The sequence below is a fragment of the Amycolatopsis sp. NPDC114505 genome (genome assembly GCF_055633615.1).
Window position 1 is genome coordinate 1,018,402 of the sequence record NZ_JBVKDV010000002.1, and the last position, 26,750, is coordinate 1,045,151.

At 68.2% G+C, this 26,750-nt stretch carries 28 protein-coding genes; 12 read left to right on the forward strand and 16 right to left on the reverse strand.

The genetic code is table 11. The annotated features are described in order from the left end of the window. Positions 1-51: 51 nt before the first annotated feature. Positions 52-1,305, reverse strand: coding sequence for a PucR family transcriptional regulator (locus ACZ7OU_RS22845; RefSeq protein ID WP_470256581.1), 1,254 nt, complete (start codon positions 1,303-1,305; stop codon positions 52-54). A gap of 9 nt (positions 1,306-1,314) precedes the next feature. After that, complete coding sequence (locus ACZ7OU_RS22850) at positions 1,315-1,860, reverse strand: SRPBCC family protein (RefSeq protein WP_470256582.1); 546 nt, start codon at positions 1,858-1,860, stop codon at positions 1,315-1,317. A gap of 151 nt (positions 1,861-2,011) precedes the next feature. On the opposite strand from ACZ7OU_RS22850, the gene ACZ7OU_RS22855 reads away from it, so the two are divergent. The 5 genes from ACZ7OU_RS22855 to ACZ7OU_RS22875 all read left to right on the forward strand — a co-directional run bounded on the left by ACZ7OU_RS22855 (position 2,012) and on the right by ACZ7OU_RS22875 (position 10,069). Next, positions 2,012-6,175 carry a phage tail protein gene (locus ACZ7OU_RS22855; protein ID WP_470256583.1) on the forward strand — a complete coding sequence of 1,388 codons (4,164 nt, stop codon included), beginning with the start codon at positions 2,012-2,014 and terminating at the stop codon, positions 6,173-6,175. Continuing rightward, positions 6,172-7,179: a hypothetical protein gene (locus ACZ7OU_RS22860; RefSeq protein ID WP_470256584.1), complete on the forward strand. Its 1,008-nt coding sequence runs from the start codon at positions 6,172-6,174 to the stop codon at positions 7,177-7,179. Before ACZ7OU_RS22855 ends, ACZ7OU_RS22860 begins: the two co-directional genes overlap by 4 nt. A gap of 56 nt (positions 7,180-7,235) precedes the next feature. Continuing rightward, a complete protein-coding gene (locus tag ACZ7OU_RS22865) occupies positions 7,236-8,252 on the forward strand; it encodes a helix-turn-helix domain-containing protein (RefSeq protein WP_470256585.1) in 1,017 nt (338 codons plus the stop codon). 160 nt (positions 8,253-8,412) lie between these two features. After that, on the forward strand, positions 8,413-9,159 hold the full coding sequence (locus ACZ7OU_RS22870; RefSeq protein ID WP_470256586.1) for an SAM-dependent methyltransferase: 747 nt from the start codon (positions 8,413-8,415) through the stop codon (positions 9,157-9,159). Positions 9,160-9,277: 118 nt separating this feature from the next. After that, the gene (locus ACZ7OU_RS22875) at positions 9,278-10,069 is read left to right on the forward strand and encodes a hypothetical protein (protein WP_470256587.1); all 792 of its coding nucleotides are present in this window, start codon (positions 9,278-9,280) and stop codon (positions 10,067-10,069) included. Between the two features lie 100 nt (positions 10,070-10,169). Here the strand turns inward: ACZ7OU_RS22875 and ACZ7OU_RS22880 are convergent, their stop codons facing one another. The 5 genes from ACZ7OU_RS22880 to ACZ7OU_RS22900 are packed head-to-tail and all read right to left on the reverse strand — an operon-like array spanning position 10,170 to position 12,820. Then, complete coding sequence (locus tag ACZ7OU_RS22880; protein WP_470256588.1) at positions 10,170-10,760, reverse strand: DUF3558 family protein; 591 nt, start codon at positions 10,758-10,760, stop codon at positions 10,170-10,172. Beyond that, entirely contained in the window at positions 10,757-11,512 is a 756-nt protein-coding gene (locus ACZ7OU_RS22885) for a WXG100 family type VII secretion target (protein ID WP_470256589.1), read from the reverse strand. The genes ACZ7OU_RS22880 and ACZ7OU_RS22885 overlap by 4 nt, the downstream gene beginning before the upstream one ends. Next, positions 11,509-11,886, reverse strand: a complete 378-nt coding sequence (locus ACZ7OU_RS22890; RefSeq protein WP_470256590.1) for a hypothetical protein — start codon at positions 11,884-11,886, stop codon at positions 11,509-11,511. Before ACZ7OU_RS22890 ends, ACZ7OU_RS22885 begins: the two co-directional genes overlap by 4 nt. Then, the gene (locus ACZ7OU_RS22895; RefSeq protein WP_470238074.1) at positions 11,883-12,194 is read right to left on the reverse strand and encodes a hypothetical protein; all 312 of its coding nucleotides are present in this window, start codon (positions 12,192-12,194) and stop codon (positions 11,883-11,885) included. The genes ACZ7OU_RS22890 and ACZ7OU_RS22895 overlap by 4 nt, the downstream gene beginning before the upstream one ends. After that, positions 12,191-12,820, reverse strand: coding sequence for a YbaB/EbfC family nucleoid-associated protein (locus tag ACZ7OU_RS22900; protein ID WP_470256591.1), 630 nt, complete (start codon positions 12,818-12,820; stop codon positions 12,191-12,193). Before ACZ7OU_RS22900 ends, ACZ7OU_RS22895 begins: the two co-directional genes overlap by 4 nt. Positions 12,821-13,101: 281 nt before the next feature. Here ACZ7OU_RS22900 and ACZ7OU_RS22905 point away from each other — a divergent pair, with 281 nt between their 5' ends. Beyond that, positions 13,102-13,572 carry a hypothetical protein gene (locus ACZ7OU_RS22905; protein ID WP_470256592.1) on the forward strand — a complete coding sequence of 157 codons (471 nt, stop codon included), beginning with the start codon at positions 13,102-13,104 and terminating at the stop codon, positions 13,570-13,572. A gap of 343 nt (positions 13,573-13,915) precedes the next feature. Here ACZ7OU_RS22905 and ACZ7OU_RS22910 read toward each other — a convergent pair whose 3' ends face one another. From ACZ7OU_RS22910 to ACZ7OU_RS22920, 3 genes are all read right to left on the reverse strand, one after another. Beyond that, positions 13,916-14,374: a GNAT family N-acetyltransferase gene (locus ACZ7OU_RS22910; protein WP_470256593.1), complete on the reverse strand. Its 459-nt coding sequence runs from the start codon at positions 14,372-14,374 to the stop codon at positions 13,916-13,918. A gap of 59 nt (positions 14,375-14,433) precedes the next feature. After that, complete coding sequence (locus ACZ7OU_RS22915; RefSeq protein WP_470256594.1) at positions 14,434-14,655, reverse strand: hypothetical protein; 222 nt, start codon at positions 14,653-14,655, stop codon at positions 14,434-14,436. 196 nt (positions 14,656-14,851) lie between these two features. Beyond that, on the reverse strand, positions 14,852-15,163 hold the full coding sequence (locus ACZ7OU_RS22920) for a TMEM199/VMA12 family protein (RefSeq protein ID WP_470256595.1): 312 nt from the start codon (positions 15,161-15,163) through the stop codon (positions 14,852-14,854). Between the two features lie 193 nt (positions 15,164-15,356). Between ACZ7OU_RS22920 and ACZ7OU_RS22925 the strand changes: the two genes are divergently transcribed. Further along, on the forward strand, positions 15,357-15,986 hold the full coding sequence (locus ACZ7OU_RS22925) for a TetR/AcrR family transcriptional regulator (protein WP_470256596.1): 630 nt from the start codon (positions 15,357-15,359) through the stop codon (positions 15,984-15,986). Between the two features lie 196 nt (positions 15,987-16,182). Here the strand turns inward: ACZ7OU_RS22925 and ACZ7OU_RS22930 are convergent, their stop codons facing one another. Next, positions 16,183-17,715: an MFS transporter gene (locus tag ACZ7OU_RS22930; protein WP_470256597.1), complete on the reverse strand. Its 1,533-nt coding sequence runs from the start codon at positions 17,713-17,715 to the stop codon at positions 16,183-16,185. Then, positions 17,712-18,410 carry an LppX_LprAFG lipoprotein gene (locus ACZ7OU_RS22935; RefSeq protein ID WP_470256598.1) on the reverse strand — a complete coding sequence of 233 codons (699 nt, stop codon included), beginning with the start codon at positions 18,408-18,410 and terminating at the stop codon, positions 17,712-17,714. The genes ACZ7OU_RS22930 and ACZ7OU_RS22935 overlap by 4 nt, the downstream gene beginning before the upstream one ends. 232 nt (positions 18,411-18,642) lie before the next feature. Between ACZ7OU_RS22935 and ACZ7OU_RS22940 the strand changes: the two genes are divergently transcribed. The 3 genes from ACZ7OU_RS22940 (at position 18,643) to ACZ7OU_RS22950 (ending at position 19,878) form a co-directional block, all read left to right on the forward strand. After that, entirely contained in the window at positions 18,643-19,026 is a 384-nt protein-coding gene (locus ACZ7OU_RS22940; RefSeq protein ID WP_470256599.1) for a hypothetical protein, read from the forward strand. Positions 19,027-19,206: 180 nt separating this feature from the next. Next, positions 19,207-19,413: a hypothetical protein gene (locus ACZ7OU_RS22945; protein ID WP_470256600.1), complete on the forward strand. Its 207-nt coding sequence runs from the start codon at positions 19,207-19,209 to the stop codon at positions 19,411-19,413. A 48-nt stretch (positions 19,414-19,461) separates the two neighbouring features. Beyond that, the gene (locus ACZ7OU_RS22950) at positions 19,462-19,878 is read left to right on the forward strand and encodes a hypothetical protein (protein WP_470256601.1); all 417 of its coding nucleotides are present in this window, start codon (positions 19,462-19,464) and stop codon (positions 19,876-19,878) included. Between the two features lie 86 nt (positions 19,879-19,964). On the opposite strand, the gene ACZ7OU_RS22955 is transcribed toward ACZ7OU_RS22950, so the two are convergent. Continuing rightward, on the reverse strand, positions 19,965-21,167 hold the full coding sequence (locus tag ACZ7OU_RS22955) for a cytochrome P450 (protein ID WP_470256602.1): 1,203 nt from the start codon (positions 21,165-21,167) through the stop codon (positions 19,965-19,967). A 109-nt stretch (positions 21,168-21,276) separates the two neighbouring features. Here ACZ7OU_RS22955 and ACZ7OU_RS22960 point away from each other — a divergent pair, with 109 nt between their 5' ends. Both ACZ7OU_RS22960 and ACZ7OU_RS22965 read left to right on the forward strand, forming a co-directional pair. Continuing rightward, a complete protein-coding gene (locus ACZ7OU_RS22960; RefSeq protein ID WP_470256603.1) occupies positions 21,277-21,831 on the forward strand; it encodes an RNA polymerase sigma factor in 555 nt (184 codons plus the stop codon). Between the two features lie 29 nt (positions 21,832-21,860). Next, positions 21,861-22,889, forward strand: a complete 1,029-nt coding sequence (locus tag ACZ7OU_RS22965; protein ID WP_470256604.1) for a hypothetical protein — start codon at positions 21,861-21,863, stop codon at positions 22,887-22,889. A 37-nt stretch (positions 22,890-22,926) separates the two neighbouring features. Here the strand turns inward: ACZ7OU_RS22965 and ACZ7OU_RS22970 are convergent, their stop codons facing one another. From ACZ7OU_RS22970 to ACZ7OU_RS22980, 3 genes are all read right to left on the reverse strand, one after another. After that, positions 22,927-24,237: a GNAT family N-acetyltransferase gene (locus tag ACZ7OU_RS22970; protein WP_470256605.1), complete on the reverse strand. Its 1,311-nt coding sequence runs from the start codon at positions 24,235-24,237 to the stop codon at positions 22,927-22,929. Continuing rightward, a complete protein-coding gene (locus ACZ7OU_RS22975; RefSeq protein ID WP_470256606.1) occupies positions 24,234-25,730 on the reverse strand; it encodes a hypothetical protein in 1,497 nt (498 codons plus the stop codon). Before ACZ7OU_RS22975 ends, ACZ7OU_RS22970 begins: the two co-directional genes overlap by 4 nt. A 124-nt stretch (positions 25,731-25,854) precedes the next feature. Next, positions 25,855-26,739, reverse strand: a complete 885-nt coding sequence (locus ACZ7OU_RS22980) for a helix-turn-helix transcriptional regulator (protein ID WP_470238060.1) — start codon at positions 26,737-26,739, stop codon at positions 25,855-25,857. Positions 26,740-26,750 lie beyond the last annotated feature (11 nt).

Consider the following 26,750-nt stretch of genomic DNA (forward strand, 5'->3'; position numbering starts at 1 on the left):
CGGTCCGTCGAGCCTCCCACGGTGGATCGACGCCCCGCAAAGAGTTTCGATCTACTTTCGGGCCGGGGAAAGCAGTGCCTGACCGAGGTGGCGGCAGAGCTTGAGCGCCAGTTCGATCTCGAGCCGGTTGTCGGCGATCGGGTGGCCGAGCAGCTCTTCCGCCTTGCGGACGCGGTACTGGACCGAGTTCTTGTGCATGGACAGCGTGGTGGCCGCGGCGGTGTAGCTGCCGCCGGTGGTCAAGAAGACCAGAAGCGTTTCCCGCAGGCGCCGGTTCTGGTCATCGTCGGTGGCGAGTTCGCCGAGCGCGCCCTTGACCCAGCTGCGCGTCGCCGGGAGGTCCGCGGTCATCAGCGCCAGCGTGCCGACGTCCCGGAAAGTGAGGCAGTGGTCGGGATGATCCCCCGCCAGCACCGCGAGCGCGTGCACTCGGCCGGCTTGTTCGTGGCTGCTGCGGAAGCCGCTGACGCCGTCACCCGGGTCGCCGAACGCCATGCGCACGTCCGGGTCGACGAGCGCCGCCGCGCGCTGGATCAGATCGTCGTCGAAGGCCGTCGCCGCCAGCGGGAACCACACCCACAAGCAGGCTTCGTCCGCCGGAACGATCAACGGGGCCGCCGAAGTGGGAAGGTGCGCCGCGACCGCTGTGGTGATCGACTCGAGCGAACGACGACCCGAAGCCGCCTCGTCGAACCAGACGAACGCCGCGAGATGACGTCCGCGCAGCCGGTAACCCAGCGTCTTCTCGGCCGCGTCCACATCGACTCGGTCGCTGGCGAGCAGGTCCCGCACCCGCGCCGCGCGGACCGCACTGCGGTTGAGCAGCCAGTGCTCGCGTTCGTCTTGGTACGCGGACACGACCTGCTGGGTCACCTGGTCGATGAAGGCGAAGGCGCCCGCCATGTAGCGCTCGATGATGGCGCCCAGCATCTCGCTGCCGACCGACTGCTTGACGGCTTCGGCGGGAACGCGGGCGATGAGCGTGCTCTGGGCGAGGAAGTACGCCCGGATCAGGTCGATGACGGGTGTGCCGCGCTGCGCCAGCCGCCGGGCGTACTCGATCGCCGCGGCGGGCGCCCGGACCTGGTGGGGGTCGATGCCGTGCCGGAAGACGCGCAGGACGGTGTCGAGGTTCTGCAGCAAGCTCGCCGAGAGCAGGTTCACGACGGCTTCGTCGTCGAACACGAGGTTCGGCAGCTCGCGGGTGTAGACCTCCACCACTTCCGCCGTGAGGGTGCCGGCCTGCTCGATGAAAGCGTCCGCGATCCGTTCGACGTGGGTCGTGACAGCCGCGTCGTCGATCATCCGCGCATGCTACCGCCGCGGCGGGGTCGTGACGCGTTCCCGAAGCCCGGCGGCCAGTCCCGCGACGGTCAGCAGATCCAGGAGGCCGCCGCCGTACTCGGCGAGCCGGCGATGCCGCGCTCCGGCCAGGCGGAACCGCAGATGGACCCGCGTGTCGTCGCCGTCGGCGGTCAAGAGGATCGTCCAGCTGATCTCGAGCCGCCCGCGTGTCGAGCGGTGGACCAGGGTGTGCGGCGGGTCGTGGGTGACGATCTCGAACGTCGCGTCGCGCCCGCCCCAGTCGTCGATGACGTCGCCGGGGCGCAGGTGCTGGAGCGCGTCGTCGATGTGGCGCAGGGCGCGGCGGCGCCGGGGGAGGAGCGCCTCGATCGAGGTGGGCAGGTACCAGCCGGCGCGGTTCTTGCCGAGCTGGGCGAACCACGGCCACACCCGTTCCGGCGGAGCGGGGAGGGTGAAGCCGCGGTCCATCACGACGTCGGGGTGGGGCACCAGTTCGTCGCCGGGTACCGCGGCGGCGAGCTCCGCGGGGCGGGGTGCGACTCCGGAGGGGAACAAGGCGGGCCTCCACCACTTGCGTATCGGAGGCGACCGTATCAAGACACGCGCTTTGGTGACGCTTCGGCGACGCCTGGATCGCGGTGTCGCGACGGGCCGGATGGCATCCTGCTCGCGCCTGGTACCCTGAGCCGACCAGTGGAGGCGCCGGATGCCGCCACCCCTGATGGCCCGCGGCCGACCGCCCGCCCCGGCCGTGTCGCCATCGGTCCGGCACCGCCGCCCGGAAACCCGCGGCGCGACGGACCCCGGCCCGGCGGACGTGGTCCGCGCCCGCGCGCAGCTGGGCAATGCGGCCGTGACCTCGGCGATGGGCGGTCTGCCGAGGGGCGCCGAGCCCCAGCCGGCCACGTGGACCGGGCAGATGATGCTGGCCGGCCAGAACCTGGTGGGCAACCAGGCCGTCGCGAACCAGGCCGCCGTACCCGTCCCCCTGGCACCGGCCAAGCCCGCACCCGCGCCGAAGAAGCCTCCGCCCGCCAAGCCGGCCGTCCGGAAGACCGAAGCGGCACCGGCGTCCGTCCCGGAGAAGAAGGATCCGGCGAAGGAAACGACGCCCGAGGAACGCCCGGAGAAGGACGCGGCGAAGGAGAAGGGCACCGGCCCACGCTCACCCGGCGCCGACCCGAAGTTCCAGGCGCTGAAGAAGGACGTCAGCACCAAGAAGAAGGCCGTCGGCGCCAGCCATCCGCCGGCGGCCGCGGAAGCGGGATCGGCTCAGGAAGCCGCGGAAGCCCCGGCGGACGACCAGGAGGCCCGCGGCAAGGCAGCGCACGCCGAGGACATGGACGCCGCCCAGCCGAAGGAGTTCGACAAGCAGGAGTTCATCAAGGCGGTCAAGAAGGCGATAGCCGACAAGGCCCCGAAGAACCTGGACGAGGCGGACAAGTTCGGCGAGTCCGGCAAGGCCGAAGAGGTCAAGACCGAGGTCCAGGGCAAGGTCGGCGAAGGCAAGGACGCCTCGGCGCAGGAGATCGCCGAAACGACCGCGGCACCGCCGGAACCGGCACCGGACGCCAAGCGGGTCGTGCCCCTGGCCGCGGACAAGGTGCCGGGCAAGCCGGGCACCCCGAACCCGGCCCAGGCGGCCCCGGACCAGCTGCCGCCGTCGGCGACGGACATGTCGGCCGGTCCGGACCAGGTCGACCGGCAGATGGCCGACGCCCAGGTCACCGACCGGCAGCTGTCGTTCGAGAACTCCCGCGAACCCCAGTTCGACAAGGCGGTCAAAGAGAAGAAGACCCTGGAAGACCACTCGGAGGCCGCCCCGAAGAAACTGCGCACCGACGAGGCCGGCGAGCTCAAGCAGGTCAAGAACACCGCTGCCGCAAAGGGTTCCGCCGGGATGGCGGGCATCCACGCGACCCGCGTCGCCACCGGCCAGCGGGTGGGCACCGGCAAGAAGGGCGCGAAGAAGACCGACGAGGACAAACGCAAAGAGGTCACCGACCTCCTGCAGAAGGTCTTCGACCAGACCAAGGGCGACGTCGAGAAGATCCTGACCGACCTGGACGAGAAGGTCGACGACCAGTTCACGACGAAGGAGAAGCGAGCACGGGACCGCTTCACGCGCGAACACGAAGAGGGAATGGAGCGGTACAAGGACGAGCGCTACGGCGGCGCGTTCGGCTGGGCGAGGTGGACCAAGGACCTGTTCGCGGGCCTCCCGGAGGAAGCCAACCGCATCTACGAACGCGCGAGGGACAACTACCTGGCGGCGATGGACCTGATCATCACCGAGATCGCCGGCACGGTCGAGGCCGAGCTCAAGCGCGCCAAGGACCGCATCGCCACGGGCCGCAAGGAACTGCAGGCGGCGGTCGACAAGCTCCCGGCCGACCTGAAGGCGATCGGCCGCGAGGCGGCGACGGACTTCGAAGGCAAGTTCGACGAGCTGAAGGACACGGTCAACGACAAGGGCACCGAGCTGGTCGACACGCTGGCCACCAAGTACACCGACGCGGTCAAGTCGGTGGACGACGAAATAGCCGCGGAGAAGGAGAAGAACAAGGGCCTGGTGGCCAAGGCGGCCGAGGCGATCGGCGGCGCCATCAAGGCCATCATCGACCTGGGCCGCATGCTGATGGGCCTGCTCCTGAAGGCGGTGTCGGCCATCGGCGCCATCCTGAAGGACCCGATCGGCTTCCTGGGCAACCTCGTCACCGGCGTCGGCGGCGGGTTGAAGCTGTTCATGAAGAACGCGGGCCGCCACCTGGAGGGCGGCGTGCTGGCGTGGCTACTGGGCACCGGCGGGGCGATCGGTCTGCAGCTGCCCAAGACGTTCGACATCCTCGGCATCCTGAGCCTGATCGCCATGATCCTGGGCCTGTCGTGGGCGAACATCCGCGCGCGCCTGGCCCGCAAGGTCCCCAACCAGGCCCTGGTGGCGGCGGAAACCGCGGTGCCGCTGGTGTCTCAGGTCAAGAGCCGCGGCGTGGCGGGCATGTGGGACGACCTGAAGACCCGCGTCGGCGACCTGAAGAAGGACCTGATCGGCAACCTGGTCTCGTTCCTGCTGCCGACGATCATCATCGCGGGCATCACGTGGATCGTCTCGCTGTTCAACCCGGCGTCGGCGTTCATCCGCGCGTGCAAGATGATCATCGACATCGTCCGTTTCATCGTGACCAACGCTCGTCAGATCATCGAGTTCGTCAACGCGGTCCTGGACGCGATCTTGGCTATTGCCCGGGGTGGTACGGGTGGTGTGCCTGCTCTGGTGGAACGTGCCTTGGCCCGCGCGATTCCGGTGTTGATCGGGGCTCTGGCGGCGTTGCTGGGCATCGGCGGGATCGCCGGGAAGGTCAAGGGGGTCTTCCAGAAGATCGCGCGGCCGGTCAACCGGGCCATCGACTGGGTCATCAAGAAGATGGTCGGCCTGGTCAAGAAACTCTGGGCCAAGCTGAAGCCCAAGAAGAAGCGTCACAAGAAGCCGGGCAAGCCGCGCCGGCCCAAGGACCGGGTGAGCCGCCGGGACAACACGCCGGACGGACAGCGCAAGCGGTTGCGCGCCGCGGTCGCGGCCGGGGTTCGCGCGGTCAACCGGCTGAGCGGGCGCTCGATCGGGCGCCGCCTGATCGAGCCCGTGCTGACCGCGATCCGCGTCCGCTACGGCCTGTCCGTGCTGCGGCCGGTGGAACAGAAGACCGGCCGGTGGGCGGTCTACGGCCTGATCAACCCGGAACTGACCGGGCCGACCTCGAAGGAGACCGAAGGTGGCGAGAACCCGAACTTCAAGGCGGACGCGAAGAAGTTCGAGGAGGCGCTGGGCTCGGGGGCGGCCGGGCATCCGGCAGCGAACGCCGCGCTGGCCGGCATGGCCGCGAAGGCGAAGCAGTACCTCATCAAGGCCGCGGGCAGCTGGGACCGTGCGAACACGAAGCTGCACGAGCTGATCAAGAAGATCGCGGCCACGAACGTCGAACTGGCAACCCGGGCCGGCTCGGTGGTCGACCTCAACGCCGTGGAGACGGAGGCGGACGAGGCAGCGAAGCAGGTGATGCTGATGAAGCCGGTCATGGCGGTCTTCGACGAGGGCGCGCTGTCCGAGCGATTCACCCACCTCATCAGCTTCTACAGCAACGTGCTGGGTGCCGATCTCCTCGATCCGAGGCGGTTCGAGGACGCTGTGGCGGGATGGATCACCGCGGTGGACCTGGACCTGGACCGGCTGGAGACCCTGGCGGAAGCTGTGCAGAACTCCGGAGGGCGCAACGTCCGGGGCGCCATGGCCCCCGTGCCGGAAGGATCGGACGTCGAGTTCCAGGCAGAGGCGCGAACCAAACGGGGCGCGAGCGTGAGCAGGAAGGTCGGCCTGCGAGCCGACGAACTCGGCCTGCCGATGACCCCACGCGAGGTGGCGCAGCAGCGGACGGTCCAGAAGAATTGGGACCAGGCCCTGCACAAACTGAAGTGGGAGGCCGGATCCAAGGATTGGCGGATCAGGAAGGGCGACAAGTTCACGGACAGCGAGCTGGGCAGAAGGGCACAGGAGTGGGCGCGGCAGATGCGGGCGCTCGGCATCCCGGTCGCCGCGGGCCCGTCCGGAACCACCAACGCGATGATGAACGTGGCGGTGGCGTTCCGGGCCGACCGGGACGACGCTAGGCTGGCCTGCATCGGCTTCCTGCTCGGCTACCGGCACCACTCACTGGTCGAGATACTGGCAGCCGCGGAGCCGTTCGGTCCCACGTACGAAAAGAGCCGGAAGATGTACCGGCACATCAAGCCGCTCGACCAACCGACTTTGCGCGGCTACGGCAACGGCAAGTTCCCCGACGAAAAGGCCGCGCCGGGGAAGGACAGCGCCACGTGACGAGACGGTGCCGCCCCCACCCGCAGCTGGTCGGAGCGGACAACTGGCTGCCGACCGAAGCCTTCGAGGTCGGCTGGGCCGTCGCGGTCGGCTGCAACAACCTGCGCTGCCCGGACTGCGGGGAGGCCGTGCGGTCGGAAGGGCAGCCGGGCGGCACGGTGCGCCGCTACTGGTGCGCCTGCCAGGAGCACCTGGAGACCTGGACCTACTGGGTCGGCGGCGAATCGGAGGACCTGTACCCGGAGAAACTCCGCTGGTACTGCGACGGTCACCCGACCCTGAAGCTGCCGGCGGTGCTCGACGGCGTGACTCTGGACGCCGGCGCCGACTGGGTCGCGGTCGCCGCGGCCGCCGTGCTGGAGGAGCCGTTCCACCCGCCTGGCGTCGACCTCCGCCAGGCGTGGCTGGTCCGGCTGTTCCACCTGCTTCCCCGCGAACAGGCGAAAGTGAGCGCGGCGATCGCCGATCTGTTGTACTCCAACGATCCACGCCTGGTCGTGGGCGCTCTCGAGTTCTTCACCACCGAGCGGAAGGCTCCCGGCGCGGAACGCGTCGCCGCCATGGTGACCTCGCGCCGGGACTGGCTCGCGGAGACCCCCCACCCGAGCACGCCGTCCGTGTCGCTGCTTGACGACGCGGTGCTCGTACTGCACACCCGTCTCCTGGATACCGGCCGGGCCACCGACCGGCCGGCGCTGGCCCTGTCCCAGGAGCTGGCGCTGTCGGGTGTCGGCCCGCGCAGCACTGCGGGCAGGTTGCTCAAGCACGATCCGAAGTGGCTCTGGGCCAACGCACGCGCGCTGATCCACGCCAATCCGGGCTGGGCGGGCCATCTCGCCTTCCTCGCCACGCAGCAACCCGCCTCGATGCGGCCCCGGCTGCTGCGCGACCTCGCCGCCGTCGCGCCGGACGCGGTCCGCAAGGCCGTCACGGAACGCATCCCCGAGCCGGAACGGCAGCGGCTCCTCGACCTGCTTCCCGGGGATGATGCGGAAGCCGACTGACCCGGCGCCTCGCCGGCCTTGACTCTCAAGCCGCTCGAGATCTCATAGTGGTGGGTATGAACGAGCTCTACCCCATCGGGGATGTCGCCCGTCGCACCGGTTTGAGCGTGAGCGCGATCAGGTTCTACGCCGACGAGGGCGTCGTCATGCCCACCAGCCTCACCGAGGGCGGCTTCCGGCAGTACGACGTGCACGCCATCGCCCGGCTCGAACTCGTGCGCACCCTGCGCGACCTCGGCGCCGGCCTGGACGACGTCCGCCGGGTGCTCGCCGCGGAAAACACCCTGCGGGAGCTGGCCGTCCGGCACCTGCGGCTGGTCGAGGACCAGCTGCGGCAGTTCCACGCGCGCCGCGCGGTGCTGCGGACCATCGTGCGGCAGCACACCACGGCGGAGCAGGTGAGCTTGATGCACAAGCTCGTGTCGATGTCCGACGACGACCGTGACCGGCTCATCAGCCGGTTCTGGGACTACGTGACCGACGGTCTCGACGTCCATCCCGGCTACGTGGAACGGCTGCGCAGCCGGCGGCCGCACCTGCCGGAAGAGCCGTCCACCGAGCAGCTCGAGGCCTGGATCGAACTCGCCGAGATCGTGCAGGATGACGAGTTCCGCACGGCCCTGCGGACCTTCCTCCACCGCACTTTCGCCACCGAGAAGGGCAAGCTGATAGCCACACCGGAGATGCTGGCCCACGCCGAGCGGCAGCGGGTTCTCTACGTGGAGGCGCAGGCGGCGCACCAGGCGGGCATACCGGCGGACTCCCCGCAGGCCCGGGACATCGCCGAGCGGATGGCGGCCGACTCGGCCGGTTTCGTCGCCGCGATGACCGGCGTCCACGACGTCGGCAAGGCCCGCCGCAGCATGGCCGGCTTCGACCGGACCCGGTCGGCGGAGACGCGGGCCAGGCTGACCGGGATGACCCTGATGGTCAGGTACAGCACGCTGGTGGCGACGATCAACGGCACGCCGACGCCGGACCCGGACAAGACGGCGGCGGTCCAGGAATGGATGGCCGCGGCCCTGCGTCAGGGGCCCGTGGCATCGGACTCCGGGCCCGGGTCGAAGCAATAACCGGTGGACCGGCACGTGCGACCCCCTTAGCCTTCCGTCGAACCGTTTTGCCTTCCGTCCTAAGAGGTGCATTGCATGAATGTCCGGGTGGCCCGGCCGTCGACGGCCGACTCAGCGCTGAGCACTGTGAACTACCCCTTGGACGTGAGGAATCCCCGAAGTGGATCTACCCCGTAGCTTCACCATCCGCGAAAGCAGCCACCGCATCCACAACCCGCTCACCAGCGAGAAACTGGCTGTCCTGGGCGAGGCGCTGAATCCGGCGCCGGGCACTCGGATGCTCGACCTGGCCTGTGGCTCGGGCGAGCTGCTGTGCACCTGGGCCCGCGATCACCGCATCACCGGAACCGGCGTCGACATCAGCACCGTGTTCCTGGCCTCGGCCCGGGCACGGGCGATCGAGCTCGAGGTCGCCGAGCAGGTCGCTTTCACCCACGGTGACGCGTCGAACCACGTCGCCGACGACCCGGTCGACATCGGGTCGTGTGTCGGCGCGTCCTGGATCGGTGGTGGCGTCGCCGGCACCGTGGACCTGCTCCGGCGCAGCGTGCGCCCGGGCGGCGTGATGCTGATCGGCGAACCGTACTGGCGCAGGGAACCCCTGGACCAGGCGACCGTCGAAGGCTGCCACGCCACGAGTGAAGACGACTTCCGCGCGCTGCCGGAACTGCTGGAACAGTTCGGAGAGCTGGGGTGTGACGTCGTGGAGATGGTCCTGGCCGACCAGGACAGCTGGGACCGCTACGTCGCGGCTCAGTGGCTCAACACCCGCCGCTGGCTGGACGCACATCCCGACGACGAGCTGGCCGGCGAGATGCGCGCGGAGCTCACCACCGCTCCGGCACGCCACGCCCGATACCAGCGTGAGTACCTCGGTTGGGGCGTCTTCGCTCTGATGGATCGCTGACACCAGAGTGAGTCCCGGTGCCCCGGCACCGGGACTCACTCACCTCGGCATGTGCGGACGTCGCGGCACCGCGGTCGATCGGCGGCTGGGCATGTGGAAGTCTGCGGTTGTGGACTCAGTGACGCTGCACGTGGCGGCTCGTCGGTACCTGATGGATCGCTACGACGAGCTGGTCGAGCAGTACGCCGCGCTCCCTGACCAGGGACGCGCCGGGTTCGGCTACCGGCCCGAGGCCTATCGGATTTTCCCGCGCTACAACGTGGTCGAGGCGATGCTGGCGCAAGTCGAGCGGCTCGATCCGGATCGGCTTCCTGAGCCGTCCAGCCTGCTGGCCCAGCTTGCCGAGGCGGCAGCCACTGCCCAGTCCCCGTTCACCGAGCCGGAGCACAACGAGGTGGCCGCGGCGGTGACAGCTGAGGAGCGCCGGCTGTTCTCGTTGGCTGTGGGGGAGTGGGTCGGCCGCGGTGATCTGCCGGTACAGCCATTGCCGTATCGGCGTGTGCTCACGTCGGCTGAATCGGTCGCCCGGCTGCGGCAATTGCAGCGGCGCTGGGGGCTGGTCGACCGGGCGTGGCATCCGATGATCGCTGCCGAGACCCCGTCGGAGGTGCTGATTTTGGTCGAGGCGGTCATGTGGGAACTGCCGGAGGCCGTCGCGCACGTGCGCACTGCGCTGCGGGCGGCAGGCGGGGGTCGCGTGACCGAGTTGCGCGAATACGGCGAGGAATACCTCATCGACGTGGACCTGGTCGCGCCTCGATACACCGGTGCTGAAGGCGTGTGGAGCGACGACACGCTCACGTGGATCGCCTATGCCTCTCACGAGGGAACGGTTGCCTTCGGTGGCCGGCTTGCCGCTACCCTGCCTGCCCTCTGGCCCGACCTGGACCGATGGCGCTGGTCTCCCTGAACGGCCGTCTCCAGCCTGCCTGGCTGGATGGAAGGCGGTCGGAGCTTGGAGAATCCCGTTTGGTCGAGCCGAGGAACAGGCAAGTGAAGGTGCGGCGCGCTTACGCGGTCAGGTTGTTGACGGTGAGGGCGGCGATCTTTTTCGCGGCGCCACAAGGGTCGTGCTGCCAAGGGCCGGCTTCGGACTCGTCAGCGGTGGCGGCGTTGATGTAGACAAGTGTGGTGTCGTCAGCGGCGAGTGCGAGAGTGCACCCGAGCGGGCCGTCGGCCTGCTTGCTGGGGACGTTCTCCTCGATGGCGACGATGACCGCGGGATAGATGGTCTCGACAGTGATCGGCTCCCAGTGGTTGCCGGTGTCGTGGCCCAAGGCATGCTCCTGAAACAGGATGCGCAGGGTGTCGCCTCGGTTCGAGGTGCTGACATTGGCGACGGTACCGAACGTCGTGACGCATCGGTTTCCGTCTCGGCTGCGTTCACCGCCGGCGAAGCCGATAGCGGTGAGCTGCTCGACGGTGACTGCGGCGCACGGATCGGCGCGGAACCGCCCGGCCCCGCTCATCCCGATCCCGGGGATCGGCGGGACTGACACTGACGGCTCTGCCGGAGCCGGCGGCCGACCGGGCGAGCAGCCGGCAACCAGCCCTAGTCCCAGGGCGGCGACGGCAACGCAGAGAGTTCGGCGATCGATCATGTGTGGGTAGCTCCCGGCTTGACCCGCCAGCGACCCGGGTCGTCGATCACCTCGTTGCTGTCCCCGACGTCGGGCAGTCTGGTGAAGGTGGCTTCGATCGTGGTCAGCTGGATGCGGTTGCCGACCAGCTTGCCGATGTTGGTCATCAGCCCGCCGAGCAAGGTCAGGCAGTCGTTCCAGAATGTCGCGAACGCCGAGTTGATCGCGTCGGCGACGTCCTTGAAACCGATGATGGCCAGCGGTGGCAGAGCAGCGGATTCCGCGACGGCGATGCCGATCTTCCCACCGAGCTGGGCGAGGTTGATCGCGCATTTGCCGATGGTCATGAGCAGGTTCTTGTAGGTGTCGATGATCGTCTCGGCGATCGAGGACATGGTGCTGGTCAGGCTGATCATGGAGCTCTGGTTCTGGCCCAGGGCAGTCACGGCCTTGCCGGCGTAGGCGTTGAACTGGTCGGCGGCGTCGCCGTGCCAAGCCTTCGCGAGGGTCAGCTGGGCGGCGTTGAGCTGTTCAGCCGCTTTGGTCAGGGCCGTCTCGCTGGCGAACGTGTCGGCGAGGTGGAGGACCTTGCCGATGTCGCCGGCGATGAAGACACGAAGCTTGTCCAGCAAGGTGATGATGCCGTGTGCACCGATGAAGTCGGCCCAGTAGCGGATCTTTGCGTCGGCGTCGGTGGGGTACGGCATCTCAGCCTGCGGCGGTGTGACCGGTGACGGAGGGGCGGCCGACCATGACGGGGGAAAGGCGCTCATGGGAGGCCTCCTTCGAGCTTCTTGAGCCGTTCGTACTCGGCGGCGTCCTGCTGTTCGTAGTAAGAGGCAGCGGTCTGCAGAGCGTGGGCCAGCTGGTGCAGTGTCTCGGCGTTCTTGCTCGAGATCCCGCGGATGGTCTCGATGGCCCGGTTGTACTGCTCGACGGTTCCCGCGCCGTTTCTCCTGGGCATGATCGTCGTCAGCGTCCCGGGCAGTCCCAGATCGAACTCGCCGAGCAGCGTTCCGGCCAGGTCCTGCTGCGCGAACGTGACGACGAGCTCGGCGGCGGTGGTGACGTCGTCGGCGGCTTTGCGCAGGGACTCGGGGTAGACGCGGTAGCCGTGGCCGGTGATGTCGTTGGGGTCGAAGGTCATGCCAGCCCCGTTTCAGCGACCACCGTGGCGACGGTGTCGCCCCGGCGCTGATCGGCTCGTTGTTCGGCGTCGCGGATGCCTTGCAGTAGGGTGCGGGACAGCGCGTCGGCGGAGTATTGGTGCATCTCGGCGACGTCGAGGGTTACCGCGGTTAGTTCGCCGGCCCCGGACACGGTCACCGTGCCCAGTTCGCCCGGCAGCTGCCACTCCAGCGGCGCGTGTTCGGCACCGCGAGCGGTTTGCGTCACGGTGGCCACAGCGGCGTCGATTTCCCGCGCCAGGTTGTACAGCTCGTCCTGGTAGTTCACCAGCGTCCCCGTTCCTCGTCCTCGCCGCGGTCGTCGCTCAGAAAGTCGAGGTTCTCGAAGTTCTCTTCTTCTGGTTTCTCGCTTTGGGGACGTGCGCGCGCCGGGGGGCTCGGCGGGAGTGGGTCTGGTTGCGTGCGTTGGTCGTGGGTGGCGCCGGTCCTGCGGTCGCTGCCGACGCCGTCGGGTGGTGGGACTGGGGCGGGCTGCCATACCTGGTCTTTGTCCAGGACCGCGCGGATCTTCGCGGTGGCCAGGGTGCTGGCTTGCCGGCGGGCGGCCGCCACGGCCTCGACCACGTCGGGTCCGATGGTGTGCGGATGGGCGCCGCGCATCGCTGCCGCGCTGATCTTCAGGTCCATGAGCCGTCCGTGGCCGCTCACGGCCGCGGTCACCACGCCGTCGCGCGATTGGCCGGTGAACTGGACCCGGTCGAGTTCCTCGTCCAGTTCTGCGGCCTGTTGCCGCATCACGTCTGCGTAAAACACCACGTCGGTGTCGCCTCCCCACGTTCCCGACATGCACTCTCCGGGGGCGGTAACTGCGATCATCACTGGTGGTCGCAGGTCGGTCACCCCACGCGGGTCAGCGTAGCTGATCGAGGCTCGTGTCGAGAGCACTTTGCCCATAGCCCGACTTCAAGGTGACGTACAGCTCGCTTCTGGGTGAGCAGCAGCCCATCCACCCGACAACCAGGTCTATCCGCTTGAACATCCGGGGGGCGACATGAAAGCTGCCACCGTGCGGCCATTACGCAACCGGCCGACAGCGGCGCCGAACATCCGCTCATCGGCATCAGCGGACGTCAGGCAAGCGTCGCTGCCATCGACGGCAGCGACGTGAAGTAACAGACTGTGGACCCAGCGCGTCCAGTACGAGGAGACTGGGAGTTCCTGCGCTGGGAGGTTCCGTGAACCACGACGAAGGTGAAGAGTCCGCCAGTGATGACCCCAAGATCGCTGCTCTTGAAGCCTTTGAAAGGTGGAGTAACTATCTTCTGGTCGCAACAGTTGCGGCAATCGGATGGGTTGCGTCGAAGAATGTGATCTTTCGATACGCGGTGATGCAATCGTTGACCGTGTGGTTGTTGGGGGTGTCGATCATCTTCGGCATACTGACCTTGGCGCTCGTTCCATTGGTTTCCCAAGAAATGAAAGATCAAGTTTCAACGACAAAGTCTTCGATCTATTCGATACAAGTGTCGTTCAGAGTCTTTTCGATCAACAGGCATGCGTACCTTACGCAGGCATGCCGCCCTCAACACGTGGCGTTTATGTTGGGAATAATTTGCTACTGCGTCGGGGTTTCGGATGTCGGATGGCTCGGGGTAGTCGTTGCAGTAGTTTTTTCGGTCTACGGGTTCTTCTCCAAGCCGGGATGACCGCGGAATTCATCCCCGTCATCAGTGCGCTCATGCTCGTCTGTTGCCTTGGCCGTCAGGTGTTCTCGCCGGCCTGGTCAACGCGGCGGGGACAGGCAACGCCGCTCATCGGCATGAGCGTGCGTCCTGGTGTCGACCGTTCATCGCGCCACGGATGCTGATGCTGCGCCGGAAACTGACGGTTCCGTTATGTTTGGCGCGTGTGTGGAACTGGACCCTGTGCCGGCTTGTCGAACGTGGAACACACCTCTATTGCGGTTCATGGGCGAGTGACCGCGTGTCGGGTCGCCGACGCGGACGCGTCGTATGCGCCGGGCAAACCGATATGAGCGGACGTTCGGAGTCAGCGACCGCAGCGGTCGACGCGCTTCCAGGGCCAATCCGTGGCGAGCCAGCGTGCGACGGCGTCGGCTAGGGGTACGTCGAGGTCTGATCTGTCGGCCCGCACCCAGGAGCGCACCGTGACGTCCCATTCCTCGGAGGTTGAGGGGTACAGGTAGACGCAACCGATGACGTCGTTGTCACGCGGATCGAGAACCGTAAAGGTGAAACCTGTGCTCCGCGTGAAGTCGTCGGCGTGGCGGCGGAGGTCGGCGAGGTTCGCCTCGGGCGTCATGCCGTCGCGTGGTGGCCATTTGCCTTGGGGATAGCCGGGAGTGGCCCGGATGTGCTCGATGCTCGACATCCAGGCGGCATGATCGGCGCGATTGTGCCGCGACCCCAGCGGTTCAAGGTGGAACCGGTCGGTGACGAGCGAGGTCGGCGGATCGAAGCCGACTGGCACGAACTTGTCCGCGGTCATGACCGGGATCGTACTGACTCTCGGCATGAGCGCGCATCCCGGCGGACGACCAGTCAGCGCTATCGGCGGTTCCCCTCCAGCACCAAAACCGTCATGTCCAGAATCCGCTGGTAGTACTCGCGACCATAGGCGTCGAGCTCGGGGATGACTCGGATGAGTCGCTGTTCGCATTCGGCGAGGACATTCCGTTTCTGGTCGTTCAGGAGACCTTGTTGCTCCAGCCAGACGGAGACGCAACCGGCTGGGTTTGCATCGAGCATCACCATGTCGATGCCTCCCACGTCGGCACCTCGCCACCGGCTGGGGAACGGCGCCTTGCGATGCGCCTCGGAGAGCGTCCTGACTGCTGCCTGCCGACCCGTGAGATCCACTGGCTTCCCTTTCCCTGACTCAGGCGAAGTAATGGTACGGGCGCATGGTCGTCGGCAAAGCGGCGTTGTCGCGGTGACATTTGCCCGGCACCACCCGCGAGGCGAGTCACTCGGCTGACCGAGACCACCACATCTGCGCCGCCCCGAGCGCGATGCGGGCCAGCAGCACCGCGGCCCCGATGCCGGCGATCAGCCGGGCGCCGAGACCGTCGAGCCGGACGGCGAGCCAACCGCCCGCAACTGTGCCAAGCACGGAGAGCAGGAAGTCGACGATCAGCAAGGGCGTCAGGGCGAGCAGGGCCATGTCAGCTCCCGTATCGCCGCGGCGGCTTCGCCGCGCCAGGTACAGCGAGAGTGTGGCGGTGCCGGCGAACGCGACCCAGGCCAGGCTGAGCATCACCCACAGCACCGCGGTCACCGGGCTTCCCCTGCCGCACAAAGAGACTCACCAGAATTCACAGCGGTCCTCCCTCTCGATCCCGACCAGGGTGAGCTCATTCGGACACTCTGTCAAGACACTATGTCCGGACAGGTGTCCGGAAAGTGATGTTCCCGAGCCGCCGGATACGATGCGGGCAGACCATGACTGCACCCCGAACTCGGAGCTGCCCATGCCATCAGTGACCCGGGCCGCGCAGGCCAACCGGTCCGATCGACGGGAAGCGACGGAGCAACGGCTGTTCGCCGCGACCGAAGTACTTGTCCGCGAAGGCTCGTTCACCGAGGTCAGCGTCGAACGGCTGGCCGCCGCCGCGGGCATCTCGCGGTCGACCTTCTACGTCCACTTCCAGGACAAGGGTGATCTGGTCCGCAAGCTCTCCAAGACGGTGCTGACCCAGCTCCGCGAGGTGTCCGACCGCTGGTGGACGGTCGCTGAACAGGCAGATCCGACGCAGCTGAAAGCGGCCGTGGCTGCGATCGTCGACATCTACCGGCGGCACCCGGCGGCCTTCACGGCCATGTCGGAAACCGCGACGTACGACCCCCTCGTGGCCGAAGAGCTCCAAACCACCATGCGCCAGATCATCGACGCCACCAGTGCCGCCATCGAACGGGGCCAGTCCACTGGCGTCATTCGCGACGTGCCGCCCATGGAGACCGCTGCGGCTCTCACCTGGATGGTGGAACGCACCGGCTACCAGATGGTCCGCAACACCGACCCGGCCGGCGACGCCACGATCGTCGGAGTGATGACCGATATCATCTGGAGCACCCTCTACCGGACCCCGGCGCACTCCTGATTCACAGATGACGACGTCCCACCGACCGACGAGGACGATTCCGCTCGAATACTCGCCACGGTCAGCGCCATTTCAGCTGCCGTACAGGCAAGTGACCGTCCGTGGGCCGGCCGCCACGCTGACCGAAGGTCGATCGGGTGCCGACAGCACGCCACCGACCGTGGCATGCGTGCAGCAGATACGGGAACGCACACTGTCATCGGCACGAGCGTGCGTCCTCGACAGGCTTCGCCCTGAGTGTCCGGCCGCCGATGGACACGGCGACCGCCGCGCCTGCCAGGCAAACCATGGACGTGATCAGGAAGATCGCGCGGTACTCCGTCAGCAGCGCCTCGCGGACCGCGCCGAGGTAGCCGGCGAGCGCCTGGTCGTAGGCCGGCGCGGATGGGAACAGGATCCGGATCGGCGGGTTCAGCGACGCGGTCAACGTGTGGAAGTAGTGCAGGCCGAAGGCGGACACCGCGGCGACGCCGACCAGCATGCCGGTCATCCGCGCGACCACCACCGCGGCCGACGCGACGCCGTGCTGGGCGCGCGGCACCGCACGCAGCGCGACCGTCGACAGTGGGGCGATGACCAGGCCGAGCCCCAGTCCGGCCAGCGCCAGGTCGACGTCGAGGCGCGGCAGCCCCAGGACGGACTTGGCCGCGAGAACGTCGGCGGGCCAGTGGGACATCAGCAGGTAACCACCGGCCGCGATCAGCATTCCGGCGCCGGCGATCCAGCGTTCGCCGATCCGCGTGGCGAGCAGGCCGCCGAGCAGCGCGCCGACCGGCAGCGCGACCAGGAACCTCAGGAGGAGCTCGACGCTGCCGCCGTCGTCGCGGCCGAGCAAGGTCTGCGCGAACAAGTCGACGTCGACCAGCGTGATCATCAACGCCGCCCCCGCGGCGACGCTCGTCCCGAGCGCGGTGAGGAAGGGCCGTAGTGACACGGTCGCGGTGTCGATGAGCCGGACCTGGGCGCGCGACTCCCACCAGAGGAACGCGACCAGGCTGAGCCCGGCGCCGATCAGGAACGGCACTCCCCACGGGGGCAGCACCCGCTCGCGCGGGTTCGGGTTGTCCAGGCCGATGACGAGCAACGCCAGCGTGAGCGCCAGCAGCAGAACACCCCCGAGATCCACGCGCGGCCGCTCGGCGGGTTTCTTGCCACGCACGGAAACCTGCACCGCGACGGCGGCCAGCACCGTCAGCGGGACGTTCACCCAGAACACGCCGCGCCAGCCGGTCGCGGCGGCCAGCCCGATGCCGTAGATCGGCCCGAGCACACTGCCGAGCTCCTGGGCGGCGCCGACGACCCCCAGCACCGCGGAGCGGCGGTTGCCCGGCCACAGATCCGCGGCCAGCGCGAGGGTCACCGGGAGCAGCGCGCCCCCGGCGGTCCCCTGGATCACCCGGCCCACGACCAGTACCGGCACCGTGTCGGCCAGCGCGGTGATGACCGACCCGGCGAGGAAGCCGCCGAGGCAGGCCTGCAGCAGCAGCTTGCGGCCGAACCGGTCGGAGAACTGGCCGAGCAGAGGCATCGCGGCCACGTAGCCGAGCAGGTAGCCGGTGATGACCGGGGTGACGATCTCCAGCCGGTTCACCGGAACGCTCAGGTCGTCGATGATCTGCCGCAGCAGGCCGACCACGACGTAGGTGTCCAGCGCGCCGAGCAGCACGGCGAGACCGCCGGCGCCGACCGCGAGCGCGCGGCCGCCGCGCGAGCCGGTCGGCCCGGTCACGCCGGCGCGGTCACGGTGACCGGCTTGTCCACGTCGGACAGCGTGACGTCCACGCTGGCGCCGCCCGGGTACCCCAGCGAAGCCTTGACCGGAAGGTGGCCGCCGTCCTGGCGGAGCCAGAGGGTGGCGTTCGCGTCCGAGGCCACCCCCGGCACCAGGGCGGCCAGCGCGTCCTTCGGCACCGTCCCGGTGACGCGGTACGCCGGCGTGCCGTCGACGTCTTCCTTCCCCTCCGTCTGCGGACCCTGGACCGAGGACAGCACCTTGGGGATGCCGCGCTGCGGGTCGAGGATCGCGGACGGGTCGTAGATCGAGGAGCTCAGCGCCGCGGGGATCTGCTGGAACCCGCCGGTGGGGCCCTTGATGTACAGCGAGCCGTTCACCAGGACGAACTGGGCGTCGACGACCTGGCCCATCAGCTCCAGCGTGCCGGTGCCCTTCGCACCACCGCCGTTGGCCTTGGTCAGGTCGCCGTCGAGGCTGTGCACGCTCAGGCCCGGGACCTTGCCGTTGACCTTCAGCGTGAAGTGCGTGCTGGTGACGCCGCTCGCTGCCTGCGCGCTGTCCTTGAGCAGGGCACCGGCGTCGGGCAGGGCAGCGGCGCCGGGCGACGACGCGTCGCCGCCCGAGGAGCAGCCGGTGACGATCGCCGCGCCCAGAGCCATCGCCGCGAGCATGGTACGCCGCAGAATCATGCGTTCACCCTAGATCAGGGGCCGTGCTCCGGAACAGACTGCCTGGCGATCGTGATGGAGTGACCGGAACCCGCCCATCAACACGGGTCGACGCGTTCGTTCTTGGGGTTCCGCGGGCGCTATGGACGATTCCGTGGCAAGCGGATCTCCACTTCCACCACCACATTGTCGAGGGAGGACGATGAGCCACCCGGAGTCGTCAGGTGGCCGGTTCCTGGCTTCTCTCAGGGCTGTGTATCACGAGCTGCTCGAGAGCGGAACGGTTACGCTGACCATCGACGATGGTGATGACGAAACGGTCGCGAAGCTGGAGCCGGGGCGCTCGGACGGGCCCCATCTGGAATTGCGATCGACGGGGAGCGTGGCGGAGCTGTTCATCGAAGATCTTGATCCGTTCGAATTGGACGAAGCTTCGTCGAAAGACTTGGAAGAGTTCGAGTCGCTTGCTCGTGCGCTGGTCAACGGGAACGTCGAGCTGGTGTCGAAGCGAACGTTGTCGGGCTGGCGTCCGTCCGAAGTGGCGTGGCCGGGAGGTCAATGGTCCCTTCCCGGGAATCCGGGAGTGGTGGCGCTGTTTTCGAGGTCGCGCCGAGAGGAAGTTCGCGGATACGACTGAGTCGTCCGTGGCCGGCCCCGGTCCGCAACGCCTGGAACAGCAGGATGTCGACCACGCGCGAGGCTGCGATACGTCCGCGAACAGCAAGCCCCGGACGGTGCTGGTGCCGGACGCGCAGGGCCAGCGGGGCTCCTCCCCCGAGTGACCACTGTGGATGGTCTCACCCGCGACGGCGAGCTGATGACCACCGACCTGCCGCGCGCGTTCAAGGAGCAATCTCTGCCGCTGCACTGCGTACCAGGCGATCGAGGGCGCCGTCCGCAGCGGCACATCAAGGAACCGGCCGGGGATCAACCGGATGCCGTGGTCAACCATTCACTGGGACTGGCCGGCCACCGCCTCGGCGTGTGCTGCGCCGAGGCGGCGATCGGCGAACCGGTGGGATGATGGCGCGATGAGCACAGGGTCCGGTCCGCGACGCCAAGGGAGGTTCGCATGACGGGGCAAGGCCGCTGGCTGCTCGAGGATCACCGCGACCTGCCCATCCTGTCGCCTGAGAGGTTTCCGGTCGCCGAGAACTTCGCGATCGAGGTCTTTCCCGATCCCAGTGTCCAGGGGTACGGACTGCGCTTCGTGGACCCGGTGCTGGATTCGGTCGTCGAGTTCCCGTGGTGGACGAACGTGGAAAGAGACCTGGGCCGATGGTCGATTTCCGACGTGCCGGCAGGAAGTGCCGAGGATCCGTACACGGATGCGGAGCAGGGCTGGGAAATCCTGCTCTGGCGCGTAGGAGACTGGATATTCGTCATGGAAGGTGACGGCGAAGCGGAGTTCTCCGTCTGGTTCCGGGTTCAGGTCGAGCGGTACTGCTCCGAATGGAAGCGGATCATCAACGACATGCGAGGGCGGTGATCGACCGGCCAACCGCGCCGACGGTCCGGAGCTCGGGGTTGCTGCCGTCGTTTGATCGCCGGAAGGGCAGACGACGAACCAGGGATTCACCACGTGATCAGGAGCCGCCGCAGTCCTCGGGTCAGGCTCTCGGGTTGCCACGCCAGCTCATCTTCCCGCTCGGCCACCGTCAGGCCGGGCGTCCTGGTCACCAGGGCGTGCAACGCGACCTGCAGTTCCATCCTGGCCAGCGGCGCGCCGAGGCAGAAGTGCGCACCCCGGCCGAACGACAGGTGGTGGGACGCCTCGGGGCGGCCCACGTCGAACCGGTCCGGGTCGGGGAAGACGGCGGGGTCCCGGTTGGCCGCGTTCGAGACCGGGAACACCGTGGTGCCGGCTTCGACGGTCCGGCCGGAGAATTCGACGTCCTCACGGGTCATTCTCGGCTGCCCGGCGTGTCCGAGGGCGACGACCCGGAGCAGTTCCTCGACCGCGTTCGGCACCAGGTCGGGCGACGCCACCAGACGAGCCCACTGGTCCGGGTGGCGGGACAGCAGCAGCACGGACTTGGTCAGCTGGGCCATGGTGGTCTCCTGGCCGGCGCCGATCAGCAGCATCACGGTGATCAGCAGCTCGGCTTCGCTGAGCCGGTCGCCGTCCTCGTCGTGCACCTGGGTCAGTGCGGAGAGCAGGTCGTCGCCGGGCTGGTGACGCTTGCCCTCGATCAACCCGAGCAGGTGCGACGCGGCGACGGCGCCGGTCGCCGCGAACGCCTCCTGGTCGAACGTGGTGGTGATGGACATCGCTTCGATGAAGGCGAGCAGGGGTTCGCGCTCGTCGTGGGCGATGCCGAGCAGTTCGCAGATCACGGTGCCGGGCAGTGGCTCGGCCAGCGCGCTGACCAGGTCCGCCGGTGGTCCGGCGGCCAGCATCCGATCCATCAGGCCGGTCGCGACCGCTTCCACCCTCGGCCGCAGGAGTTCGACGTTGCGGGTGGTGAACGCCTTCGCCACCAGGCGACGCAGTCTCGTGTGGTCGGGTGGGTCCATGTTCGGCATCATGTCCGGTGACTGCAGGCCGGGGACGATGGTGGGTGCGTCCGGTGTCGCCAGGGCGGCGCGGCTCATCCTGGGATCGGCCATCGCGCGCTGGACGTCGTCGTAGCGGGTGACCAGCCGGACCTCGTGCCCGCTCGCCAACCGGACCAAGGGCACCGGGTCGGCGTGCAGCATCCGGATCGCCTCGGCGGCCGGGTCGGTCGAGGGTGGTGCCTCGAACGGGAACAGCGGTGGCCGACCCTTCGCTGTCATCGCGCTCTCCTGACCAGCGGTGTTCGTCGTGGGGAGACCTAGTCTGAACGCTTTGGACGCGCGTTGGCAAAGACGGGGTGTCAGGGCGAAGCGAAACCCGAGGAGCTTCATGTCGTCAGACGCGGAACTGATCGGTAGGTCGCTGCGCGGAGATACCGATGCCTTCGTGGAAGTGATCAGCCGGCACGAGACCGCGCTCGGGAACTATCTGGCGCGACGGGTGGGGCGACAGGCCGCCGAGGACGTGCTCGGCGATGTGTGGGTGGCGGCTTACGAGTCCCGTGCGAAGTATGACCCGTCGTATCCCGAAGCCAGGCCTTGGTTGTACGGCGTCGCGCTGAACATGCTGCGCCGGCACTGGCGGTCCGAACGGGCCGAGGAGCCGGCGCCGGACCTGACCGGCGTGGCGAGTGGCTGGAACCCCTGGCCGGCGGTGGATGCCCGCGTGGACACGCAGGCACTGATGGGCAGGGCACTGGCCCGGCTCAAACCGGAAGAGCGGGAAGTGCTGGGCCTGGTCGCCTGGGAGGACCTGACCGTCGCCGAAGCCGGCCGGGTGCTCGACATCCCGGCCGGCACCGCCCGCCGCCTGTTGCACCAGGCGCGCAAGGCATTGCGTGAAGCCCCCGAAGTGGTCGCGCTGCTGCGAGTCCCGACAACGTGAAAGACAGCCTCATGGATGAAATGGATCTCATGAAGAATCTGCGTGACGTGCCGTCCCCCGGTCCCGAGGCCTATGACCGTGCCCGCGCGGCACTGCGGACGGCGATGGCGGAACCCGTGGCCGAGGTCGTGCGACCGAAGCGCTGGTTCTCCTGGCCCAAGGTCGGCGTCGCCGCCGTGGGCGCGGCAGCCGTCGCGGCGGCCGTGGTGCTGGGTACCTCCGGCGGCAGCGTCCCGGCCGGCCCGTCCGACGCGCCCCCGCGGGCGGCCGGGGTACCGCAGGCGGTCGAGGCGCCGCTGGTGAAGCTGGCCTCCGCGGTCAAGGCGGCCGGCACGCTGCCGGGAGACGCGTCGCTGATCGTCAACACGAAGTTCGGGCTGGACGGCAAACCGGACCTCAACTACACCGTCTACACCGACAAGGGCGAGCAGTTCACGGGCGACTCGGTGAAGTCGCTGGTGGACGCGGTCGCCAAGGGCCACGGCGAGCCTGCCACGCCGTATGACGGGAAGGTGATGGCGGCGGCCCGTCTCGCCGCGAACGGCGACGTCGACCAGGCCAGGATCGCGATGATCACCGCGGCCGGCAATGCTCTGGGAGTCGGCCTGAGCCCCGCCGAGGCCGACAAGGCCTGGGCGGACGCCCAAGCGGAGACCGCGGAGATGTTCCGCAAGATCGGCAAGCCGGTGCCCGCCCCCCGGCCGCGTCCGACGGGCAAGGAGCTGGAGGATCTGATCGACAACCACCTGTGGAGCAACGCCGAACACGCGCTGTTCGCCAACGCCGCCGACGCGGAGGTCCGCGCGGGCGTGCTGAAGCTGTACGCGACCATCCCGGACATGATCGTCGGCAAGACCACCGTCGACGGCCAGGCCGCGCTGACCCTCACCGCGCCTCCCGCCATCCTGGGCGGCAGTACGGACGTCCTCATCATCAACGCCGACAACGGCCTGCCGATCCGTGAGGAGATCACCTCGGCGGAATCGTCCAAGCACTACGTGGTGAACTACAAGTCCGCTCGCGTGACCCTCGCCGACGTGGCCGCGGGCAAGATCTGATCCGTCCTGGGAGGGCCGGGATCGTCCCGGCCCTCCTTCAGCGTTTCGATGAATCGGTTCGCCGGCTTGGAACCCCGTAGACGACTGCCCTGATCTCCCGGACCGCGGCGTCCACTTCGGACTCGGCCGGGAGCGCCGGTGGGTAGTGCCGGCCGATCGGCTTGTACATGAGCGTGGCGGGCAGTTCGTCCCCGTCTTGGGACGGGACCGTGTACCGGACCGGGAGCTCGACGAAGCCGACAGCCCGGAACGGGGCTCGGTCGGTCTTCGGTGCCACCTCGATGTACCAGCCCCGGGTGGTGGGCCGGTCGGCGAGCATCCGGAGCTCGACCTGGGCGATCATCGGGCGCAGGGCCCCGACGCCGCGTAGGTCGCCGGTGAACAGCCCGTAGCCGCCGAAGCCGGCTGTGGTCAGGGTGAAGAACGTGACCAGGCCGGCGACCGCGGACGTGGGAGTGCGGCGCAGTGCCCAGAAATGCAGGGGTACCGGGTACTCCCGGGTGAACTCCGACTCGGGGATGCGGTACTCCGTGGTGCCGAAGGCGCTGCGGTAGAGATCGATGGTGGCGGCCCAGTCGGGGTCGGTCGGCGCGGTCAGCGGCCGCGCGTGCGGGATCGGACGTCCTACGTAGCGCGAGAGGGAAAACGTCCCCACGGACGCGAGCGTGTCCAGATGAGCCGCGAGCGCCCGGAACTCGGGGCAGCGCTCCGGGTCCGCCACGCGCATGGCCCAGTGGACGTACTCGGCGACGGCCGAGCGCACCGTCGGCGGCGTGCACGGCTTGCCGAACGTCTTGCAGATGAGCAGCAGGTTGGTGACCGGTGCCTGGGTTTCGGACAAGGCCGGCTGGACGTAGGGCAGGTCCAGGCCGTGGAAGCCCCACCGGTCCCAGATCAGCGCGCGATCGGCCGGGTCGAGGTTGTCCGGCGTCCCGGCCGGGAAGAAGGGGTCGTTGATCTCGGCGAACACGTGGGCGAGCGGTGTACCGGTCGCGGCCACGGCATCCGCGTCGAGGACACGTTCGGTCTCGGCGAGGATGGCGCGTCCCACGCCCGTGCTGCGGACCGCGGGGACGACCATCAGGAACTCGATCATCCCCACATTGGGTCCGGCGAAGTAGTCCATGACCGAGCAGCCCACCGCGACACCGTTCTTCGACGCGAGAACGATGTGGTAGTTGTTGCGCCCGTACCAGCCCCGCTCGCGCAACCGCAGGTAGTCGATCATGTTCGCCAGCGACTCCCGCTCGTCGGGGTCGGGGAACTCGGCGGCGTAGTGGTCCTGGTAGAAGGCGGAGAGCGCCGCGATGTCGGCGTCGGTGGCGGTGAGGTCGTGGAAGCGGATCAACCGGGCACCACCTCCCGGTGCCGTCGGTCGACCGGGTCGGGATTCGTCCGGCTCACCTGGTCCTTCTGGTAGCCGGACACGGTGTTCGGGAGCTTGCAGGCCGCGTGCGCGACGCGGGCCTTGCCGGTGAGGGCGGTGCGCATCCGGTCCCGCCGGCCCTCGGCGTCCAGCCGGGAAAGCCAGGACTCGGTGAACAGCAGCTCGCGCATGGACTCGCCCGGCGGGGCCGGGAAGCTGATCGGCTCGCCGCACCCGCATTCGTCGATCGCGCAGGCGAAGCTCAGGATCAGGTCGGGATGCTCGCGCAGGATCGACTCCAGGGAGGTGCGCACCTTGGCGGCCAGCTGCCGCTTGAGCATCAGGTACGTGGCGTCGTCGGCGACGTTGCCGTGCTCGAAGAACGTCAACATGTTCTTCCACGGTTCGCTGTGCTTCGGCCGCCCATCGGGTCCGCAGAGGACGATGATCACCCAGATGTAGGCGGAGTAGTAGATGCTCTCCGCCTCGCTCGGGGTGGTGATCGGTGCGCTCGTCTCCAGCACCAGCTGGTTCTGCCCGGTGCGTAACACCTCGTTCTGTGCGCTGCACAGCTGCAGATGATCGACCGCGGCCGCCGTCTTGATCACGCCGGTCACCTGCCAGCATTCAGCGAGGACCACGTGTCCGTCGCGGGCCGTCCGCGGGGGAGGAGGTTCGTCGGTGCTTCGAACGGCGAGCCCGATCGAGTTGCTCTCGTCCCCGTAACCGAGTTGCATGATCTTGTGCCCGCCCCAGCGCTTGCACGTGCCGAACGGGATGCTCGGCCCCCAGGTCAGCCAGCACGTGAACAAGAACGCCTGGAAGCTGCGGAGGTCTCCGAGACTGTCGTCCAGTTCGTCGACGGTGGCGCGGTGGCCCTCGATGAGCTTGGGCCAGTCTTCGTCGTACTTGCCCAGTAGCCCGGACAGCAGCTGCAAGGGTGCCACGAAGGCCTCCTGCACGTGCACCTCGGACATGAAGACTTCCGGGTTCGCGTCGACCTTCGCGTTTTCCGCGAGCCGGACCCGGAAGTAGCTCAGAATTCCCTCTTGGACATCCGAGATCGCGAAGCAGGTGTCCACGACTATCTTGTTCTTGTCGGAAGACTTCATCAGGTTGTCGGCCAGCAAACCGATGTCGTCGTGCCACGCCCGTAGTGATTTCCGGTAGTCCTGCAGGTCCGCGCGGAAATCGGAGCGGCGCCGGTACTCCCAGCGGTCGGGTCGTTCCGGGCGGGGGTGCAGCAGCTCGGCCTCGACCCGCATGCAAGCCGCCCGGTAGAGCTCCGTGCGTGATCGGCCGTAGCTGAGGAAGGTCAACACCATCCAGGTCGCCCGAACGATCCGGGTGATCTTGAACTTTCGGTGGATCGTGCGGTTGAGCAGCCGGATCGTCGGTCTGAGGTAGGCGAAGAAGATGAACAGACCTGCGAGCGTGGGTAGACCGACCTGATACAGCGTGCTGACGATCTCCATCATTCTCCACGGCTCAGGAGTCTGCTCACGCGTGCGGCTCGGATGAACCTGTTGGTGGTACTGACCATGCGTCGTGATGACCATGCCCGCCGTTACACCGCCGCGCGCGGTTCGGCAAGCTCAGCTACCGACCCGGTGACGCCGCCGGCTTCTCCTGGCTGGCCGCCCACGACGCCAACAGGGCCAGACCGTCCGCGGTCGCCGTGCCGGCCGGTGCGGTGTAGACCGTCAGGAGCAGGCCGGGATCGGCGGGCAGCTCCATCGACTCGACGTCCAGCTCGAGCCGCCCCACTACCGGGTGGTGCATCCGCTTGCGTCCGGACCGGTGGAGCCGGACGTCCTGAGATGCCCACCGCTTCCGAAACAGTTCACTGCAGGTCGACAACTCGCCGACCAGGGCGATCAGTTCCTCGTCGTGCGGATTGCGGCCGGCTTCCATGCGGAGCTTCGCTGCTACATCGGCGACGATTCGGTCGTAGTCGACGAAGAATTCCTTTGCCGCTTCGGGATCCAGATACACGAACCGCGCTGTGTTCGCCGGCCGTCGCGTGTCGGCCAGTACCGGTGAATACAGCGCTCGGGCAAGATGATTCATCGCCAGGACGTCGTAACGGCCGTTGCAAATCCACGCCGGCGCGTCGGTGATGGCGTCGAGGACCTGCTGAAGCGCCGGACGCACCGTCGCGGCGGGGCGCCGGCGGCGTGGACCGCCGGGCGCCTTGGACTGCCGCGCGAGGTGGAACAGGTGATCGCGCTCGGCCTCGTCGAGGTGCAACGCGACGACCAGCGCGTCGAGCACCCCGTCGGAGGCGCCGGCGAGGCTGCCGCGCTCCATGCGCACGTAGTAGTCGACCGATACCCCCGCCAGGAGCGCCACCTCTTCGCGACGCAGACCTTTGACCCGGCGGTTGCCGCCGTACGCGGGCAGTCCGGCCCGCTCGGGCGTGATCCGGGCGCGGCGCGAGCTCAGGAACTCCTTGATCTCGGTGCGCAGGTCGATCTTGGCCACCTCCTCACCCT